Annotated in this window: 11 protein-coding genes and 6 tRNA genes; 15 read left to right on the top strand and 2 right to left on the bottom strand. The window is 43.8% G+C overall.

Annotated features, from left to right (window positions below; translation table 11 throughout):
• From BLW31_RS12165 to BLW31_RS12140, 6 genes are all read left to right on the top strand, one after another.
• Positions 1-1,626 carry an O-antigen ligase family protein gene (locus BLW31_RS12165; RefSeq protein WP_010538231.1) on the top strand — a complete coding sequence of 542 codons (1,626 nt, stop codon included), beginning with the start codon at positions 1-3 and terminating at the stop codon, positions 1,624-1,626.
• A 149-nt stretch (positions 1,627-1,775) separates the two neighbouring features.
• The gene (locus tag BLW31_RS12160) at positions 1,776-2,867 is read left to right on the top strand and encodes an efflux RND transporter periplasmic adaptor subunit (protein ID WP_010538230.1); all 1,092 of its coding nucleotides are present in this window, start codon (positions 1,776-1,778) and stop codon (positions 2,865-2,867) included.
• A gap of 26 nt (positions 2,868-2,893) precedes the next feature.
• Positions 2,894-5,989, top strand: coding sequence for an efflux RND transporter permease subunit (locus BLW31_RS12155; RefSeq protein WP_010538229.1), 3,096 nt, complete (start codon positions 2,894-2,896; stop codon positions 5,987-5,989).
• Positions 5,990-5,997: 8 nt separating this feature from the next.
• Positions 5,998-7,497 carry a TolC family protein gene (locus tag BLW31_RS12150; RefSeq protein ID WP_010538228.1) on the top strand — a complete coding sequence of 500 codons (1,500 nt, stop codon included), beginning with the start codon at positions 5,998-6,000 and terminating at the stop codon, positions 7,495-7,497.
• Positions 7,498-7,528: 31 nt separating this feature from the next.
• Positions 7,529-10,762: an efflux RND transporter permease subunit gene (locus BLW31_RS12145; RefSeq protein ID WP_010538227.1), complete on the top strand. Its 3,234-nt coding sequence runs from the start codon at positions 7,529-7,531 to the stop codon at positions 10,760-10,762.
• Positions 10,763-10,784: 22 nt separating this feature from the next.
• Positions 10,785-12,392, top strand: a complete 1,608-nt coding sequence (locus BLW31_RS12140) for a peroxiredoxin family protein (RefSeq protein ID WP_010538226.1) — start codon at positions 10,785-10,787, stop codon at positions 12,390-12,392.
• Between the two features lie 101 nt (positions 12,393-12,493).
• On the opposite strand, the gene BLW31_RS12135 is transcribed toward BLW31_RS12140, so the two are convergent.
• A complete protein-coding gene (locus BLW31_RS12135) occupies positions 12,494-13,048 on the bottom strand; it encodes an NAD(P)H-dependent oxidoreductase (protein ID WP_010538225.1) in 555 nt (184 codons plus the stop codon).
• Between the two features lie 176 nt (positions 13,049-13,224).
• Here BLW31_RS12135 and nspC point away from each other — a divergent pair, with 176 nt between their 5' ends.
• The 9 genes from nspC to nagA (BLW31_RS12090) all read left to right on the top strand — a co-directional run bounded on the left by nspC (position 13,225) and on the right by nagA (BLW31_RS12090) (position 17,724).
• Positions 13,225-14,364: a carboxynorspermidine decarboxylase gene (gene nspC / locus BLW31_RS12130; protein ID WP_010538224.1), complete on the top strand. Its 1,140-nt coding sequence runs from the start codon at positions 13,225-13,227 to the stop codon at positions 14,362-14,364.
• A gap of 118 nt (positions 14,365-14,482) precedes the next feature.
• Positions 14,483-14,555 (top strand) — tRNA-Gly (locus tag BLW31_RS12125).
• A gap of 34 nt (positions 14,556-14,589) precedes the next feature.
• Positions 14,590-14,671 (top strand) — tRNA-Leu (locus BLW31_RS12120).
• Between the two features lie 22 nt (positions 14,672-14,693).
• Positions 14,694-14,777, top strand: a tRNA-Leu gene (locus BLW31_RS12115).
• 18 nt (positions 14,778-14,795) lie between these two features.
• Positions 14,796-14,868: transfer RNA gene (locus BLW31_RS12110), tRNA-Gly, on the top strand.
• 32 nt (positions 14,869-14,900) lie between these two features.
• Positions 14,901-14,985, top strand: a tRNA-Leu gene (locus tag BLW31_RS12105).
• A gap of 35 nt (positions 14,986-15,020) precedes the next feature.
• Positions 15,021-15,093, top strand: a tRNA-Gly gene (locus BLW31_RS12100).
• A 272-nt stretch (positions 15,094-15,365) separates the two neighbouring features.
• Complete coding sequence (gene nagA, locus BLW31_RS12095) at positions 15,366-16,532, top strand: N-acetylglucosamine-6-phosphate deacetylase (protein ID WP_010538223.1); 1,167 nt, start codon at positions 15,366-15,368, stop codon at positions 16,530-16,532.
• 19 nt (positions 16,533-16,551) lie between these two features.
• A complete protein-coding gene (gene nagA, locus BLW31_RS12090) occupies positions 16,552-17,724 on the top strand; it encodes an N-acetylglucosamine-6-phosphate deacetylase (protein WP_010538222.1) in 1,173 nt (390 codons plus the stop codon).
• Between the two features lie 214 nt (positions 17,725-17,938).
• Here nagA (BLW31_RS12090) and BLW31_RS12085 read toward each other — a convergent pair whose 3' ends face one another.
• Complete coding sequence (locus tag BLW31_RS12085; protein WP_010538221.1) at positions 17,939-18,298, bottom strand: thioredoxin family protein; 360 nt, start codon at positions 18,296-18,298, stop codon at positions 17,939-17,941.
• Between the last annotated feature and the right edge of the window lie 64 nt (positions 18,299-18,362).

Raw genomic sequence — 18,362 nt, 5'->3', positions numbered from 1 at the left:
ATGTTATTACAGAATAAATATAACGTTCATTTATTGATGCTGTTCGGAGTCATTGCGATTTTGAGCGTGGTAACTGTTTCGTCTTATACTATTGCGGTCGGAGATATGGCTTATCAGAAGCTATATTTGGGGCGTATGGCTATTGTGTTTGTAATATGTAGTCTTATTTCTTTATGTTTAGACAAAAGAGGAGGAAATACATTTTATTTATCAGTCGTTTGGTCTCTTATTCTATTAGGTGGAGTTGAGGCTGTTTGGGGATTATGGCAGATATACGGTTTAGCTGTTTCCAATCATTCATTATATGCGCTTACAGGCTCCTTTTACAATCCGGGACCTTATTCTGGATATTTAGCGATGGTATTTCCGATTTGTTTGAGTGAATGGTTGAATTTGAGAAAAGTAGAGAAACATACTTGGGTAGAGCGGGGTAAATATTATATGGCCTTAGGAGTATTGTTGTTAATTCTTTGTGTTTTACCGGCAGGTATGAGCCGTTCGGCATGGATAGCCGTTGCGGTTTCTGGAATATGGGTATATGGTATACACTGTTCATGGGGAACTCGTTTAAGAAAGATAGGTAAGAGGTATAAGAAAAGGGTATTTCTGGCTATGATAACAGCAGGAATAGTGCTGATAATAATTAGTTATGCTCTTTTTCAATTAAAAGTAGGTTCGGCTAATGGCCGTCTGTTAATTTGGAAAGTGAGCGCTATGACTGTTGCGGAAAAGCCATTTTTAGGACATGGTATTGGAAACTTTGCATCGGCTTATGGAATGGCTCAGGAAAATTATTTTGCTAGAACAGAGTTTACAGCTACAGAGGAACAGGTAGCCGGAAGTCCTGAATATGCTTTTAATGAATATCTGCAAATAGCTGTAGAATATGGAGTTTTATTTCTATTGGTTGTGTTGTTGATCATTAGCTTTTGCCTTTGGAAAGGGATAACTGAAAAAAAAATAAGTGCGTGTGCAGGTTTGATTTCTGTTTTAGTTTTTGCATTTTCGTCTTATCCGATGCAAATACCCGGATTTGCGATAGCATTTTATTTTTTGCTGGCTGCTTGTGTGGTAGGAAAGTCACGAATACATATTTATCTTTTTACTGTAATGATTGCTCTGTTGGGAAGTTACTATTGGAAATATAATCAGTATAATGCCTGTGAAGAATGGCTTAGATGTAAAATGTATTATAATATAGGTGCATTTCGTTTAGCCAAAGAGGGGTATGAGAAAATTTATCCGGAATTGAATGACCGGGGAGATTTTTTGTTTGAGTATGGTCATTCTTTACATAAGTTGAAAGAATATGATCATTCTACGGAAGTTCTGAAAGAAGCAATGATGCATAGTTGTGATCCTATGATTCTGAATATAATAGGAAAGAATTATCAGGCTACAGGAGAATATGAGAAAGCCGAAGAATATTTCATACGATCTACTCATCGGCTTCCGGGACGGATTTATCCGTATTACTTGTTAGCGAAACTTTATGTGGAACCGGAATATCGACATCTGGAGAAATTAAAACAGGCGGTTCAGATTGTATTGACGAAGGAACCGAAAGTGCAATCTACTGCAATAAAGGAGATGAGAGAAGAAGTGAAGAAACTTATAAAGAAATAATTTGATAATGATAATGTTTTCTAAATATCAGAATTTGATTTTGTGGAGTGATTTACTGTTTTCGCAGTATTATTTAAATAATCATCCTGTATCTCTTTTTATTTAGAAAGAAATATGTATTTTTGAGTGTGTAACTAACAAAATAAAAAATGAACAAACACAAGTTAGCATGGATCTGTCTGTCTTCTGCATTGATTATGATGACAGCTTGTAGCGGCAAGAAAAATATGGAGGATGAATCGGAAAAGGGTGTTTCCACCGTTCTTCCTATGTCTAAAAATGAGGTGACTGTAGAAATACTGAAAAGAAAGGCATTTAATCACGAACTAATGAGTAACGGCAAGATCAGTGCCCGTGGCAAAGCCGATCTACGCTTTGAAACCAGTGAAGTCATCGCCCATATCTATGTGAAGAATGGCGATCGTGTACAGAAAGGGCAGAAGCTGGCTGATTTGGATAAATTCCGTCTGGAGCAGAAATTGTCTCAGTCTGAAGATGCTTTATTGAAAGCCGAACTGGAATTGAAAGACGTACTGATCGGACAGGGGTATTCTCCTGACGATTTTAATAAAGTTCCTGTCGAAACGATGAAAATAGCCAAAGTAAAAAGTGGTTATGAGCAATCTAAATCCCAATATGAACTGGCGAAAAGAGAGATGGAACATGCTACATTGATTGCTCCTTTTGACGGCGTGGTAGCCAATTTATTTTCAAAGCCCTATAATCCGGCAAATACTTCTGAAGCATTCTGTACTATTATTGATTCCAAAGGAATGGAAGCTGATTTCACGGTGCTGGAAAATGAACTTGCTTTTATCAAGGTAGGAGATAAAGTGGTAATTACTCCTTATGCCGGTGGGGGAGCATTTGAAGGAAGTGTCTCTGAGATTAATCCGTTGGTGGATGCCAATGGTATGGTGAAAGTCAAGGCTGCGGTAAATGCGGGAGGAAAGCTGTTTAGCGGTATGAATGTAAAGGTAAGTGTCCGCCGTTCATTGGGAGAGCAATTGGTTATTCCCAAAACAGCCGTCGTATTGCGTTCCGGCAAACAAGTGGTATTTACCCTGAAAGAGGGCAAGGCTATGTGGAATTATGTAAATACAGGATTGGAGAATGCAACGGAGTGTGTGGTCTCCGATAGGTCGCAGAAAGGTATTGAGGATGGTCTGCTGGAAGGAGATACGGTTATCGTCACCGGAAACTTGAATTTGGCGCATGAAGCGGAAGTTGATGTAAAATGAATAATTAAGAATTAAATAATGAATCTATGATAAAATTCTTAATACAGCGTCCTATTGCCGTATTGATGGCCTTTACCGCCTGTTTCATTATCGGGGTAGTGACGTACTCTACGCTGCCTATATCGCTGCTTCCCGATATCGCTATTCCTGAAATTACGGTACAGGTATCTTCTGCCAATACCTCTGCCCGGGAATTGGAAAATACGATTGTCAAACCTTTGAGGGGGCAATTGATTCAAGTTTCTACCCTGAAGGATATTCATAGTGAGTCGCGGGACGGAGCGGGCATTATCCGTCTGTCTTTTGAGTATGGTACGAATACGGACCTTGCCTTTATCGAGGTGAATGAGAAGATAGATGCCGCCATGAATTTTCTTCCGAAAGAGGCGGAACGTCCGAAGGTTATCAAAGCGAGTGCAACGGATATTCCCGTATTCTATCTGAATCTGACATTGAAGAATGACAGTGCATACGGTGACACAGAACAACAGTCCTTTCTGGAGTTGTGCGAATTTGCCGAATCCGTCATCAAGCGCAGGATAGAGCAGCTAGAGGAAGTCGCCATGGTAGATGTGACCGGAATTTTGCAACGGCAGGTGCAGATTGTACCCGACAAGGATAAACTTGCTGTGATGGGACTTTCGATTGGAGATGTCGAATCGGCTTTGTCCTCTAATAATGTGGAACCGGGTAGCATGACTGTGCGCGACGGGTATTATGAATATAATATAAAGTTCTCAACACTGCTGCGGACAGCAGAAGATGTAGAAAATATCTATCTGCGTAAGGGCGACCGCATTGTACAGTTAAAAGAGTTCTGTAAAGTAAGCGTTGTGCCCGCAAAGGAAAAAGGGGTGTCTCTGTCCAATGGCAAACGTGCCGTGAGTCTTGCCGTTATCAAACAATCGGATGAGAATATAGATAAGATGAAGCGGGCGCTGGTAGGCACCATGACTTACTTCCAGTCAGTATATCCGGGGATTGATTTCAGCATCAGCCGCAACCAGACGGAACTGCTGGACTATACGATCTCTAATCTCAGACAGAATCTCTCTCTGGGCTTCCTTTTTATCTGTCTGGTAGCGGTCCTGTTTCTGGGGGATGTAAAGTCTCCGCTAGTCATCGGACTTAGTATGGTGGTGTCCATCGTTATCAGCTTTGTGTTTTTCTACCTTTGCCATATGTCACTGAATATCATATCGCTTGCCGGATTGATTTTGGCATTGGGAATGATGATTGACAGTTCGATTATTGTGACCGAGAATATATCGCAATACCGCGAACGGGGATATTCATTGCGCCGTGCCTGCGTGACGGGAACCAGTGAAGTGGTAACGCCTATGTTGAGTTCATCTCTGACTACTATTGCCGTATTTGCCCCGCTGATTTTTATGAGTGGTATTGCAGGAGCTATCTTCTACGATCAGGCTTTCTCTGTCACTGTAGGGCTGATGGTGTCTTATCTGACCGGAATCATGCTGCTTCCCGTGCTTTATCTGCTGGTTTACCGGACAGGTGTCCGCACCCGGAAATGGAAGTGGCTTTCTTTCAAAATTAATAACCCGATCAAGGACCACACGCTAGACCGATTCTATGATGCGGGTGTCGACTGGGTATTCCGCCATAAAACGTTCAGTGTACTGTTCTGTGTGATTTCCATTCCGCTTTGCATATTCTTCTTTTTCTTTATAGACAAAGAACGGATGCCCGATATCGAGGAAAATGAACTGATCGCCCGGATAGAATGGAATGAGAATATCCATGTGGATGAAAACAAACGACGGGTGGATGAACTTTTCAAGGAACTGAAAGATGAAGTACTGGAGCAAACAGCCTCTATCGGTAGACAGGACTTCATCCTCAATCGGGAACGGGAACTGTCTTCTTCCGAAGCGGAACTTTATTTCCGTACGGAGACTTCCGACGCTATTGCTCCTTTGGCACAGACGGTATACCGGAAACTGAAGGAACGTTATCCACTCTCTGTCATCTCTTTCTCTCCGCCGGAAACGGTCTTTGAGAAACTCTTTGTGACGGGTGAACCGGATGTGGTGGCGGAATTTTACACCCGTAATAAAGCGGAAGCCCCCAAAGCGGAAGCAATCCGCAGCGTAGAACAGGAACTGGGACGAAAAACCGGAATCAATCCGACAGGTATCGCCTTCGAAAACCAGTTGAATCTGAGTATCAGTAAAGAGAAACTCTTGCTCTACCGTGTTTCCTACAACGAACTGTATCGGGTACTGAAAACGGCTTTCCGGGAAAACAGTGTGACGATGCTGCACTCTTATCAGCAGTATTTGCCGATCAACATTGCCGGGGATGAAAAGACTGTGAACGAGGTGTTGCAGGAAACACTGGTGCAGACGCAACCGGACAACCGTGGGAATGTCGATTTTATCCCGCTTCGGGAATTGATCAACGTAGCTCCCGCCGAAGACTTGAAAAGTATTACTTCCGGACGTAACGGTGAATATGTCCCGTTCGACTTTTACGGTGTGCGGAATGCGGATAGGTTGATGCGTGAAGTGAAACAGGTGGCGGATGAGACAGGGGATTGGGATACGGGCTTTTCCGGCAGCTTCTTCTCCAACAAAGAGATGTTGGATGAGCTGGTTGTGATTCTGATGATCTCATTACTGCTGATGTATTTCATTCTTGCTGCACAGTTTGAGAGTTTCCTTCAACCGTTGCTGGTATTGGCGGAGATTCCGATTGACGTGGCATTTGCCTTACTCTTGCTATGGATTTGCGGGCACACGCTGAATCTGATGTCTGCCATCGGCTTGATTGTAACCTGTGGTATCGTAATCAATGACTCCATCCTGAAACTGGATGCGATCAATGAACTGCGTAAGGCAGGCGTTCCTTTGCTGGAAGCTATTCATGAAGCTGGGCGTAGACGCCTGCGCCCGATTATCATGACTTCGCTGACTACTATTTTTGCGATGGTGCCATTACTGTTTTCTTCGGATATGGGATCGGAACTGCAAAAGCCGCTGTCTATCGCCATGATAGGTACGATGTCTATCGGTACAGCTGTCAGCCTCTTCATCATACCGCTGCTTTATTGGTTTATCTACCGGGGAAAAAGCGGAAATAACACACAAAATGAAAAATAAGTTGAATTATGAAGAAATCATCTGTTCTTTTGGTCTTGATGACTGTATTAGGGATATATTTCTCTTCGGCATATGCTCAGAAATGTCTGGTGCTGGATTTGAATCAGACTATCGCTTTAGCCAATGACAGTTCGCTGGAGTCATTCCGTACACAGAATATGTATCTGTCCGGCTATTGGGAATACCGGACGTATCGTGCAAACCGTCTGCCGAGTCTGACAATGGATCTTACCCCGGCACAATATAACCGGGACATTACGAAACGTTATGATTCGGGACAGGATCTGGATGTATATCGTACACAACAGTCATACTATGCTTATGGCGGGTTGAGTGTACGGCAAAATCTCGACCTGACCGGAGGTACATTTTATCTGGAATCAAACCTTGCCTATATGCGTAATTTCGGAGATAATAGTGCGACACAGTTGACTAGTGTCCCGATACGAATCGGTTATTCGCAGAGTCTGGTTGGTTATAATCCTTTCAAATGGGACCGGAAGATTGAGCCGCTGAAATATGAACGTGTGAAGAAGGAATTCCTTTATAATGTAGAGAAGGTTTCGGAGACGGCAACGAGTTATTTCTTTTCTCTGGCGATGGCGCAGGCGGAATATAAACTGGCAAAAGAGAATCTCGCTTCTACCGATACCTTATATCGCATTGGGCAACAACGGCATCGGATCGCTGCCATTTCACAGGCAGATCTGCTCACTTTAAAACTGGACAAGGTGAACGCACAGAATACATTGCAGAATCGGGCGAGTGACTTGAAACGGGCAATGTTTTCGTTGGCATCTTTTCTGAATCTGGACAAGAACACGCAGATTGAACTGGAACTTCCTGCACGACCGAGTATGATGGAGATTCCGGTAGATGAGGCTTTGAGATGGGGAAGGAGCAATAATCCGCAGTTATTGGAGTTAAAGCAGAATGTGCTGGAAGCGGAACGGAGTGTGGACAAGACTAAAAAGGAATCCCGTTTCAATGCCAGTGTGAATGCCAGTATCGGCTTCAATCAGGTGGCGGATAATTTCGGAGATGTGTATCATAAACCGATGCAGCAGGACTTGGTAGCGGTCAGCGTATCTATTCCGCTGCTGGACTGGGGCGTTCGTAAGGGCAAATACAACATGGCACGGAATAATCTGAATGTAGTGAAGATTTCGGCACGTCAGGATGAGATCAGTATTGAGGAGGAAGTCATCATGACGGTGAGTGATTTTAATATCCAGCAGCAGTTGATTGCCAGTGCGGAAGAAGCGCTGGACCTGGCGATACTGGCTTATAATGAGACAAGGCAACGTTTTATTATCGGTAAAGCGGATATTAATAGTCTGACGCTTTCGCTCAACAGGCAGCAGGAGGCGCAGCGCAACTACATTTCTGCCTTGCAGAACTACTGGCTGAATTATTATAAAATACGTCGTCTGACTTTATTCGATTTTGCTACGAAGCTTTCTCTTTCGGATCGTTTCGACTTTAATGGAGGGAGACTGATCAGATAGTAATTTCTTTTGGGATATAGAAAAATGAATCATGCAAGATATAGGTTCTGAAATTAAAAAGTCATCAAAGGCTTCTGCTTTTACGCTCATTGTCGCTTTTATCAGTGTGGCGTTAGTCGGGCTGGCACTTGTCCCATTGTTGCCGGTAAAACTGAATCCGTCACGGACCTTACCCGGATTTTCGGTGTGGTTTAGCATGGGAGGGACTTCGGCACGTGTTGTAGAGATGACGGCTACCAGCAAACTGGAGGCGATGCTTGCCCGCGTCAAGGGAATACAAAGTATATCTTCGACTTCCGGCAATGGTTGGGGAAGCATCAATGTGAGTCTGGACAAACATGCTGATGCGGCTGTTGCACGTTTTGAGGCTTCTACTATCATCCGTCAGACATGGCCGGAACTGCCTGCCGGAGTTAGCTACCCGTATATTCAGATGGCAAGTCCCGGGCAGGCAAGTCAGGGGCCTTTTGTCGCATTTACAATTAATGCGCCTGCTACTCCCAGTCTGATTCAGCAGTATGCGGAAGAACACATAAAGACACGTTTGGCACAGCTTCCGGGTATCTATAAGATAAATATCAGCGGAGCTACTCCGATGGAATGGCGGCTGGAGTATGATTATGAGCAATTGCGTGCATTGGGGGTGAGCACGGATGAGATTAGTCAGGCAGTTGGTTTGCATTATCAGAAAGAGTTCTTGGGAACTTATGATGTGGAACAGGCGGTTTCGGGTAAAGAGTGGATTCGGCTGGTACTGATGCCTGAACATGATAACCGCGAATTTGATGCCGCGCAGATACAGGTAAAAGTCAAGGACGGGAGAATCATTTGTCTGGATGAACTGGTGAAGGTTGTCCGCATGGAGGAGCAGCCCCAGAGTTATTACCGGATCAACGGATTGAATTCGATTTATTTGTCTGTTGTCGCGGAGGAGACAGCCAATCAGCTGGAATTGAGCCGGGCGGTACAGGCATGTATGAATGATATCAGGCTGTCACTTCCGGCAGGATATGAGATACATACGAGTTACGATACCACAGAGTTTATACATGATGAACTGAACAAGATTTATTTGCGTACAGGAGTGACAGTGGCTATTTTGCTCCTGTTTGTATTACTGATTACTTTCAGTCCTAAATATCTGTTTCTGATTGTTACCAGCCTGACTGTGAATATGGCGATAGCCGTAATCTTTTACTATGTCTTCGGGCTGGAAATGCAGCTATACTCTCTGGCGGGTATTACGGTTTCGCTAAATCTGGTGATTGACAATACGATTGTGATGAGTGACCATTATCTCCGGTGTAGAAACCGGAAGGCATTTATGTCTGTATTGGCAGCTACGCTGACAACAATGGGGGCATTGGTCATCATTTTCTTTCTGGACGAAAGGATTCGTCTGAATTTGCAGGATTTTGCTGCGGTGGTGATGATTAATCTGGGAGTATCCCTGTTGGTCGCTTTGTTTTTTGTGCCTTCTATGATTGATAAAATCGGACTCAAGCGGCGTAAGAAATCCTCTTTGGCCGTAGCTAAAAGAAGGTGGAGGATGGGGAATACCCGTTTCTTTGCGTGGATACGTCCGAAGATGCGGCGGATGCCGGTTTACTTCAGCCGTTCATACAGATGGCTGATACTGCGGCTTTGTCGTTGGAGAGTGGCGGTTTGTGTATTGCTGTTGCTGGCATTCGGATTGCCCGTGTTTCTATTGCCGGAGAAGATGGAAGGGGATGATAAGTGGGTGGAGATTTACAATAAGACACTGGGCACTCCCACCTATAAGGAAAAGGTGAAACCGATAGTGGATAAAGCGTTGGGAGGAAGCCTGAGATTGTTTGTGCAAAAGGTATATGAGGGCAGCTACTTTACCCGGAATGAGGAGGTAGTGCTTTATGCCAACGCCAACTTGCCGAACGGCAGTACGCTTGAACAGATGAACACGCTAATTAAACGGATGGAAACTTATCTGAGCGGGTTCAAAGAGATCAAGCAGTTTCAGACATCGGTGGAAAGTGCCCGCCGGGCATCTATCAGCATCCATTTCACCAAGGAAAATCAGAAAAGCGGGTTTCCGTATACGCTGAAAGCTAACATGATCAGCAAGGCACTCCAACTGGGAGGAGGAGACTGGAGTATCTATGGATTGCAGGATCAGGGATTCAGTAACAATGTGCGCGAGAATGCGGGATCATTCCGGGTGAAAATGTACGGATATAATTATGATGAACTTTATAGCTGGGCTACCAAACTGAAAGAGGTATTGTTGTCTCATCGTCGTATCAGGGAGGTGACGATCGGCTCCAATTTCTCGTGGTGGAAGGATGATTATCAGGAATTTTATTTTGATTTGGATAAACGACGGATGATTGGAGCAGGGGTCGGAGCCGGAGAACTCTTTGCAGCCATCCGACCGATATATGGACGGAATCAGGAGATTGGTTCTGTGGTCACTGAAGACGGCACGGAAAGAATCAAACTCTCTTCCCGGCAATCGGGGCAACGGGATATATGGGCTATGCAGTATGATCCTTTCAGTGTAGGCGAAAAAGAGTATAAACTGGCAGAACTGGCTAAAGTGGAGAAGGGACAGATGCCACAGGAAGTGGCAAAGGAGAATCAGCAATATCGTCTGTGCCTGCAATATGAGTATATCGGTGCGTCGGAACAGGGACATAAGTTGCTGAAAAAAGACTTGGAAGGTTTTAATAAACTTCTCCCGCTGGGATATAAGGCGGAAGCGGAAAGTGATAACTGGTCATGGGGCGGGGGTGCCAACAAACAGTATCGTTTGCTCCTGATTGTGATTGCTATCATTTTCTTTATTACAAGTATTCTGTTCAATTCGTTGAAGCAGCCGTTAGCGATTATTTTCGTCATTCCGATATCTTATATCGGCGTATTTCTGACGTTCTACTGGTTCAAACTGAATTTTGACCAGGGCGGTTTCGCTTCGTTCATCTTGCTTTGCGGTATTACTGTGAATGCCAGTATTTATATTCTGAACGAGTATAATGCGATTCGTAAACGTTTTACCCGCCTTTCACCTCTCCGTGCTTATGTGAAGGCATGGAATACGAAAGTGATTCCTATTTTCCTGACAGTCGTTTCTACTATTTTAGGTTTTATCCCTTTCATGGTGGGAGCAGAAAAAGAAGGCTTCTGGTTTCCTTTGGCAGCAGGTACTATCGGAGGATTGGTGATGTCCGTGATCGGAGTGTTTGTTTTCTTGCCGGTGCTGACTTTAAAAAAACTCACAAAATTGTAAGATCTGATAAAACTATTGAAAGATGAAAAGCATATTATTAACGGTTGGGCTTGCCTTCATAGGCATGTATGCCACAGCACAGACGAGAGTCATTGATTATCCGGTAATGGGACAACGTACTACTGATGCATTGGAGTTTTATCAGGCGGAAGTTTCGGATACGGCAGTTATCCTTAGAGGAGATATGTATAGCCGCCCTAACTATTGGGTCCGGATAGCTTCTTCTTCTGTATTGAAAGGGAAAGAAACGGGAAAAGTCTACCGTTTGATACGTGCTACGGGGATTAAACTGGATCACGAAGAGTATATGCCCGAGTCTTGGAATCGCTCGTTTTCGTTGCAGTTCGAGCCGGTAGATAAACGGGACAGAATGGTTGATTATGATGAAATGATTCCGGAAGGGAATGGTTTTCGGGTAAATGATATTTGCTTGGAAAATAAGCAGATAAATAAGAAAATTCATTGTCGTATTGAAGGGACGGTAGCCAACTGTCCGGCATACAGCCGCTTGATGTTAATGCCGGAAGGAACCGATCCACGTGTGCAGGGATGGATTTCCATTCCGGTACGTGACGGGAAATTTTCGTATGACTTGTATACTGATAGGGAAGAACCCTATGAACTGTATGCCTGGAGCGATAACCTGCAGGGGGCTTGGTATCCGACTTCTTTCTTTTCAGAGAACGGGAAAATTGAAATTATCCTGCATTCGTCCCAGGCACCTGAAGTTTACTCGGACGCACCATTGACCAAAGAATTGCTCCGTTTCAAACAGGAAACTGGTAAGCTATTCTTTGACTCACTTCGGGAAGAAAGGGAAAAATTAGAAAAAGAGAATAAAATATTGACTCCTGCAGCGCTTGCTTTGCAGGCAGAGGTAGAAAAAGCTCAGAGTGAAGAGGAAAGGAAGGAAATCTTTCAAAAGATGCGCCAGTTAGATGATGACGGTAAGGCTTATACAGAAGATTATAAGGCATTGGAAAAAAAGAGTCAGGAAGTTAATGGCAAATACAAAAATTATGAAAAGGAATATATCCGGTCGAACCCTACAATCGTAGGGTTGTATCTGTTGAAGCAACAAATCAGAAGGATGCATGACACTGAAGAAGCCTCTGATATCATGCATATATATAAGACAGGATATGCAGGCAAGTTTGCTGATAATCCTATGACGGACTATATGAAACTTTGGATTGCAAGCCGGGAAATAAAGCTGGGTGGCAAGTATATCGACTTTACAGCTCCTGATGCAGAAGGACTTCCTCATACATTATCCAAGGAAATAGAAGGAAAAGTAGCGTTGATTGATTTATGGGCTTCCTGGTGTGGCCCTTGTCGGCGGTCGTCTATCAGCATGATTCCTGTTTATGAAGCTTATAAAGATAAAGGTTTTACTGTTGTCGGTGTTGCCCGTGAACGTCAGGCAGACGATATGAGAAAAGCTGTAGCCAAAGATAAATATCCCTGGCTGAATCTTATAGAATTGAATGATGCAGGAAAGATATGGGAAAAATATGGAATCGGCAATGCCGGAGGAGGAACTTTCCTGGTTGATAAAGAAGGGAAAATTCTGCTTATCCAGCCAACAGCCGAGGAGGTAAAAGCCAGTTTGGATAAGTTACTGCAATAACATATAGAGGATAATATATCCTATTAGCAAAAACAAATTAGCTATTAGCTAATTTGTTTTTGCTAATAGCTAATTGAAATAAGCTATAGGGGAGATCTCATTTACCAGTTATTTCCTGCATTACTGCTGCCGATAAGCATTTCTATCCGTTGTTTGTACTGATTAGCTCCTTCGGCGATATTCTTTCCCGCATCTGCGGTTCCCATTCCATAAACAACAATAGGTGTTTGCCAGGACATCCCCGAATGAATGGCGCTCACTTGATAAGGGCGTAGAAGCTCGTCTGTTGTGAAGCGGTTCCTGCCTCCACTGCGATATGCTTCGTATTCGGAACCTGTGGTGGTCACTATAGTCAATGGCTTTCCTGCTACTGCCGGGGTTTTGGAGAGAAAAGTAAAGACTTCGTCCTGCCATCTTTTGAGTAGTGACGGTGCAGCCATCCAATGAAAAGGAAATTGATAAATAAGTGCGGAAGCGTCGGAAATGATTTTGCTCCACTCATCGACATCAAAAGCAGCATCTTGCTGGTCGTAAAGATTGAATACCGCTACACCTTCGATGTCACTCACTGCCTCAATCAATGCTTTGTTTGCTTGTGATTCTTTCATGTTGGGATGCGCCAGGAGAATCACTACTTTTCTTAAATCTTTATTCATAATCAATCGGGTATTTAGGATGAAATAACTACTTATATGAAATAAAGGTCTAAAAATAAGAAAAAGTTCTCGAAATTCAATGTCTTAATTAAAAATAAAAGAATCTCTCTTTGCTTTTGAATTTGTATTTTTGCAGTCGCGTCCGTAAGGCGTGACTTTAGATAATAAATTTGTATATGATAGATTTTACCCAATTTCCTTCTCCTTGCTACATCATGGAAGAAGAGCTCTTGCGAAAGAACCTGTGTTTGATAAAAAGTGTGGCCGACAGGGCAGGAGTGGAGATTATTCTCGCTTTCAAGTCATTCGCCATGTGGCGCTCTTTCCCGATATTCCGCGAATATATAGACCATTCTACGGCAAGTTCCGTGTATGAGGCACGTCTGGCATTGGAAGAATTCGGCAGTAAGGCGCATACTTATTCGCCTGCATATACCGAGCAGGATTTTCCGGAGATCATGCGTTGCAGCAGCCATATCACCTTTAATTCGATGGCACAGTTCCATCGTTTCTATCCGATGACAGTAGCCGAAGGAAGCGGAATCTCCTGCGGTATCCGTGTGAATCCCGAATATTCGGAAGTAGAAACAGAACTTTATAATCCGTGTGCCCCCGGTACCCGTTTCGGTATTACTGCAGACTTATTGCCGGATACATTGCCACAGGGAATCGAAGGTTTCCATTGTCATTGCCACTGCGAATCATCTTCTTACGAATTGGAACGTACTTTGCAGCATCTGGAAGAGAAATTCTCCCGCTGGTTTCCACAAATAAAATGGCTGAACCTGGGAGGCGGACACCTGATGACCCGAAAGGATTATGATACGGAGCATCTGATTAAACTGTTGCAGGACTTGAAAGTGCGATATCCCCATTTGCAGATCATTCTTGAACCCGGTTCGGCATTTACATGGCAGACAGGCGTCCTGACTTCGGAAGTAGTCGATATCGTTGAAAGCCGCGGCATCAAGACAGCCATTCTGAACGTCAGTTTCACTTGTCACATGCCCGACTGTCTGGAAATGCCTTATCAGCCTGCTGTTCGTGGTGCGGAAATGGGGAACGAAGGTGAGTTCATTTATCGTTTGGGAGGAAACTCCTGTTTGAGTGGTGACTATATGGGATGGTGGAGCTTCGATCATGAATTGCAAATCGGAGAAAGGATTGTGTTCGAAGATATGATTCATTATACCATGGTCAAGACAAATATGTTTAACGGAATACACCATCCGGCCATCGCTTTGTGGACAAAAGAAGGTAAAGCTGAAATATACAGGCAATTTTCTTACGAAGACTATCGAGACCGAATGAGTTGATTATCAAAACGATTGTTTGTTTGCGGAAGCAAAGTGTGCAGATTCTTGTGAAAAAAACAGGCAGAATGTTTGCAGAATTACGGAAAATCCCTACCTTTGCAACCGCAAACGAAAAAATGCGGAAATAGCTCAGTTGGTAGAGCATAACCTTGCCAAGGTTAGGGTCGCGAGTTCGAGTCTCGTTTTCCGCTCATGTTTCTTTGAAATGTTGGAAATATAATCTTTGCCCAGGTGGCGGAATTGGTAGACGCGCACGTTTCAGGTGCGTGTGTCGAGAGGCATGCAGGTTCGAGTCCTGTTCTGGGCACAGAGATTAACTTTAAAGTTCTGGAGAGGTGGCGGAATTGGTAGACGCGCTACTTTGAGGGGGTAGTGACAGTTATGTCGTGGGAGTTCGAGTCTCCTTCTCTTCACAGTCATTAAAGTTATTTGCGGAAATAGCTCAGTTGGTAGAGCATAACCTTGCCAAGGTTAGGGTCGCGAGTTCGAGTCTCGTTTTCCGCTCTTGTTTCTTTGAAGTAATGGAACTAAGTTTTGCCCAGGTGGCGGAATTGGTAGACGCGCACGTTTCAGGTGCGTGTGTCGAGAGGCATGCAGGTTCGAGTCCTGTTCTGGGCACCAATCTTTCAGATTTCTGAATGGAGAAAATTTAGTTTGCGGAAATAGCTCAGTTGGTAGAGCATAACCTTGCCAAGGTTAGGGTCGCGAGTTCGAGTCTCGTTTTCCGCTCAAGATAAAGAGGTTGTCGGTCGATAAGACTGGCAACCTTTTTTTTGTTTCTGCACTTTCTTTCTGATCCCTGTTCTTGAGGAAATTCCAGGGATAAACTCCCGTTGTTGTCCGACCGGTATCTTTTGAATTTTATTGGAAGTTTACCGGACTATTTTATCAATAGTTTGGATAGAAAAGCGTAATTTTGCAATCACAAAAGTCGACGTACTTCCCCCAAAAAGAGTGTCATCGACTCACACAGACCTATAATTAATTTAAGAACTTGTGATATGTTAACACAAATCATTAATGCACGCATCCTGACCCCTCAAGGTTGGTTAAAGGATGGGTCGGTACTTATTCGTGATAATAAAATTCTGGAAGTGACCAACTGCGATCTGGCAGTTATCGGAGCAAAACTGATTGATGCCAAGGGCATGTATATCGTTCCGGGAGGAGTGGAAATTCATGTTCATGGAGGTGGTGGAAGGGACTTTATGGAAGGGACCGAAGAGGCTTTCCGGACAGCAATTAAAGCTCACATGCAACACGGAACTACCAGTATTTTTCCAACTCTCTCTTCTTCTACTATTCCTATGATCCGCGCAGCTGCAGAGACTACCGGGAAAATGATGGCAGAACCGGACAGTCCCGTACTCGGACTACATCTGGAAGGGCATTACTTCAATATGGAAATGGCCGGCGGACAGATTCCGGAGAATATCAAAGATCCCGATCCGGAAGAATATATCCCTTTACTGGAAGAAACTCATTGTATCAGGCGTTGGGATGCGGCACCGGAACTTCCGGGTGCCATGCAGTTCGGAAAGTATATCACTGCAAAAGGTGTATTGGCATCTGTGGGACATACGCAGGCTGAGTTTGAAGATATCCAGACTGCGTATGAGGCAGGATATACGCATGCTACCCATTTCTACAATGCGATGCCGGGCTTTCACAAACGGAAGGAATATAAGTATGAAGGTACAGTAGAAAGTATTTATTTGATTGATGATATGACAGTGGAAGTCGTAGCTGATGGCATTCATGTGCCTCCTACCATTCTTCGTCTGGTCTATAAGATAAAAGGAGTAGAGCGTACGTGTCTGATTACTGATGCGCTGGCTTGTGCGGCAAGTGACAGTCAGACGGCTTTTGATCCGCGTGTAATTATCGAAGACGGTGTGTGTAAACTGGCCGACCGTTCTGCCCTGGCAGGAAGTGTAGCGACAATGGACCGTCTGATCCGTACGATGGTACAGAAAGCTGAGATTCCTCTGGCGGATGCTGTGAGGATGGCTTCAGAAACTCCGGCTCGTATCATGGGGGTACTCGACCGCAAAGGTACGCTGGAGCGTGGCAAAGACGCAGATATTATTGCCCTGGACAGAGATCTGAATGTAAGGGCAGTCTGGGCGATGGGACAATTGGTAGAAGGTACAAACAAGCTGTTTTAACGACTAAAAAAAGAAAACGATGTTAACTCAAATAATCAACGGAAGAATACTTACTCCGCAAGGCTGGCTGAAAGACGGCTCTGTTTTGATTTGTGATGGAAAAATATTGGAAGTAACCAATAGTGATCTGGCAGTTATCGGTGCAACGGTGATTGATGCCAGAGGTATGACGATTGTACCGGGATTTGTCAGTATGCATGCGCACGGTGGCGGTGGTCATGATTTTACCGAAGTGACGGAAGAAGCTTCTCGTATTGCAGCAACTGCTCATTTAAAACATGGGGCTACCGGTATATTTCCTACTTTGTCATCTACCTCGTTTGAGAAGATATATCAGGCGGTCGACGTTTGCGAAAAACTGATGAAGGAACCGGAGTCACCGATTCTCGGCCTGCATATCGAAGGCCCTTATCTGAATCCGAAGATGGCAGGAAGCCAGTATGACGGCTTTCTGAAAACTCCTGATGAGAATGAATATATTCCGTTGTTGGAGCATACTTCTTGTATCAAGCGTTGGGATATCAGTCCCGAACTGCATGGTGCGCATGATTTTGCGAAATATACTCGTTCAAAAGGGATTATGACAGCTGTTACTCATACGGAAGCTGAATATGATGAGATTAAGGCGGCGTATGCGGTAGGATTCTCGCATGCTGCTCATTTCTATAATGCGATGCCCGGTTTTCACAAGCGTCGTGAATACAAATATGAAGGTACGGTAGAGAGTGTATATCTGACAGATGGAATGACGGTAGAAGTTATTGCAGACGGTATTCATCTGCCTGCTACTATTCTGAAACTGGTTTATAAACTGAAAGGAGTAGAGAATACCTGTCTGGTGACTGATGCGTTGGCCTATGCTGCTGATGAAGGGAATGAGCCGATTGATCCGCGTTATATCATTGAGGACGGAGTATGCAAGATGGCGGATCATTCTGCATTAGCTGGTAGTTTGGCGACTATGGATGTGCTGGTTCGCACCATGGTGAAGAAGGCGAGTATTCCTTTGGAAGATGCCGTGCGTATGGCTTCCGAAACTCCTGCTCGTCTGATTGGGGTAAATGACCGGAAAGGGGCATTGTCTAAAGGTAAGGATGCTGATATTGTGATACTTGATAAGGAATTGAATGTGCGGTGTGTCTGGTCGATGGGAAAAGTTGTTCCGGGGACTGATAAGCTGCTGCATAAATGACAAGTGTTATCTGTATGATATTTTGATTATAGGACATCGCATGGAATTGAAATATCATACCTTCTAACTGTTCCAGGGCTTTATTTTGTATTAATTGTACCTGATGTCCTATTTAAAAAAAGAAAGTCCGAATCTTTAAATTGCAAAAAGCAATTGGGATTCGGACTTTTTCAGTAAGAAAAGTAGTTATGTGAGTACTCTATATTCTATTTTATCATGAAAATAGAGTTGCTTCTATCAGTTCTTTCAATTGAACCTTATTCATTGTGCCGAGTTTCATTATCGGTTTGCCATTCACCGGACAAAGTAAAAGGTTGGGAATTGTTCGAATCTTGAATGCGCTTTCCAGTTCTTCCTCCTGATCTACGTCTACCTTATAAATATCCAGTTTGTCTTTATATTCTTCTGCTAATTGGTCTAATATGGGCGATAATGACTTGCAATAACCACACCACGGAGCATGAAAATCGACTAAACAAGGTTTATCCCCTTTGAATTCCCAATTATCCGGATAAGATTGATAATCAGCAACTTTTTCAACAAAACTTTCTTTGGTTAAATTTATAATTTTCATATTTTCTGTTTTTAATGATTCATTTATTCTTTCTACTTTGCAAAGATAGGGGGATTGTAGAGAA

It is taken from the genome of Bacteroides faecis MAJ27 (genome assembly GCF_900106755.1).
Lineage (GTDB): Bacteria > Bacteroidota > Bacteroidia > Bacteroidales > Bacteroidaceae > Bacteroides > Bacteroides faecis.
This window is presented reverse-complemented; position numbering and strand designations above follow the sequence as displayed.

Coding starts and splice junctions, on each gene's coding strand:
- BLW31_RS12165 (WP_010538231.1), top strand. CDS start 1: ATGTTATTACAGAATAAATATAACGTTCATTTATTGATGCTGTTCGGA.
- BLW31_RS12160 (WP_010538230.1), top strand. CDS start 1,776: ATGAACAAACACAAGTTAGCATGGATCTGTCTGTCTTCTGCATTGATT.
- BLW31_RS12155 (WP_010538229.1), top strand. CDS start 2,894: ATGATAAAATTCTTAATACAGCGTCCTATTGCCGTATTGATGGCCTTT.
- BLW31_RS12150 (WP_010538228.1), top strand. CDS start 5,998: ATGAAGAAATCATCTGTTCTTTTGGTCTTGATGACTGTATTAGGGATA.
- BLW31_RS12145 (WP_010538227.1), top strand. CDS start 7,529: ATGCAAGATATAGGTTCTGAAATTAAAAAGTCATCAAAGGCTTCTGCT.
- BLW31_RS12140 (WP_010538226.1), top strand. CDS start 10,785: ATGAAAAGCATATTATTAACGGTTGGGCTTGCCTTCATAGGCATGTAT.
- BLW31_RS12135 (WP_010538225.1), bottom strand. CDS start 13,048: ATGAATAAAGATTTAAGAAAAGTAGTGATTCTCCTGGCGCATCCCAAC.
- nspC (WP_010538224.1), top strand. CDS start 13,225: ATGATAGATTTTACCCAATTTCCTTCTCCTTGCTACATCATGGAAGAA.
- nagA (WP_010538223.1), top strand. CDS start 15,366: ATGTTAACACAAATCATTAATGCACGCATCCTGACCCCTCAAGGTTGG.
- nagA (WP_010538222.1), top strand. CDS start 16,552: ATGTTAACTCAAATAATCAACGGAAGAATACTTACTCCGCAAGGCTGG.
- BLW31_RS12085 (WP_010538221.1), bottom strand. CDS start 18,298: ATGAAAATTATAAATTTAACCAAAGAAAGTTTTGTTGAAAAAGTTGCT.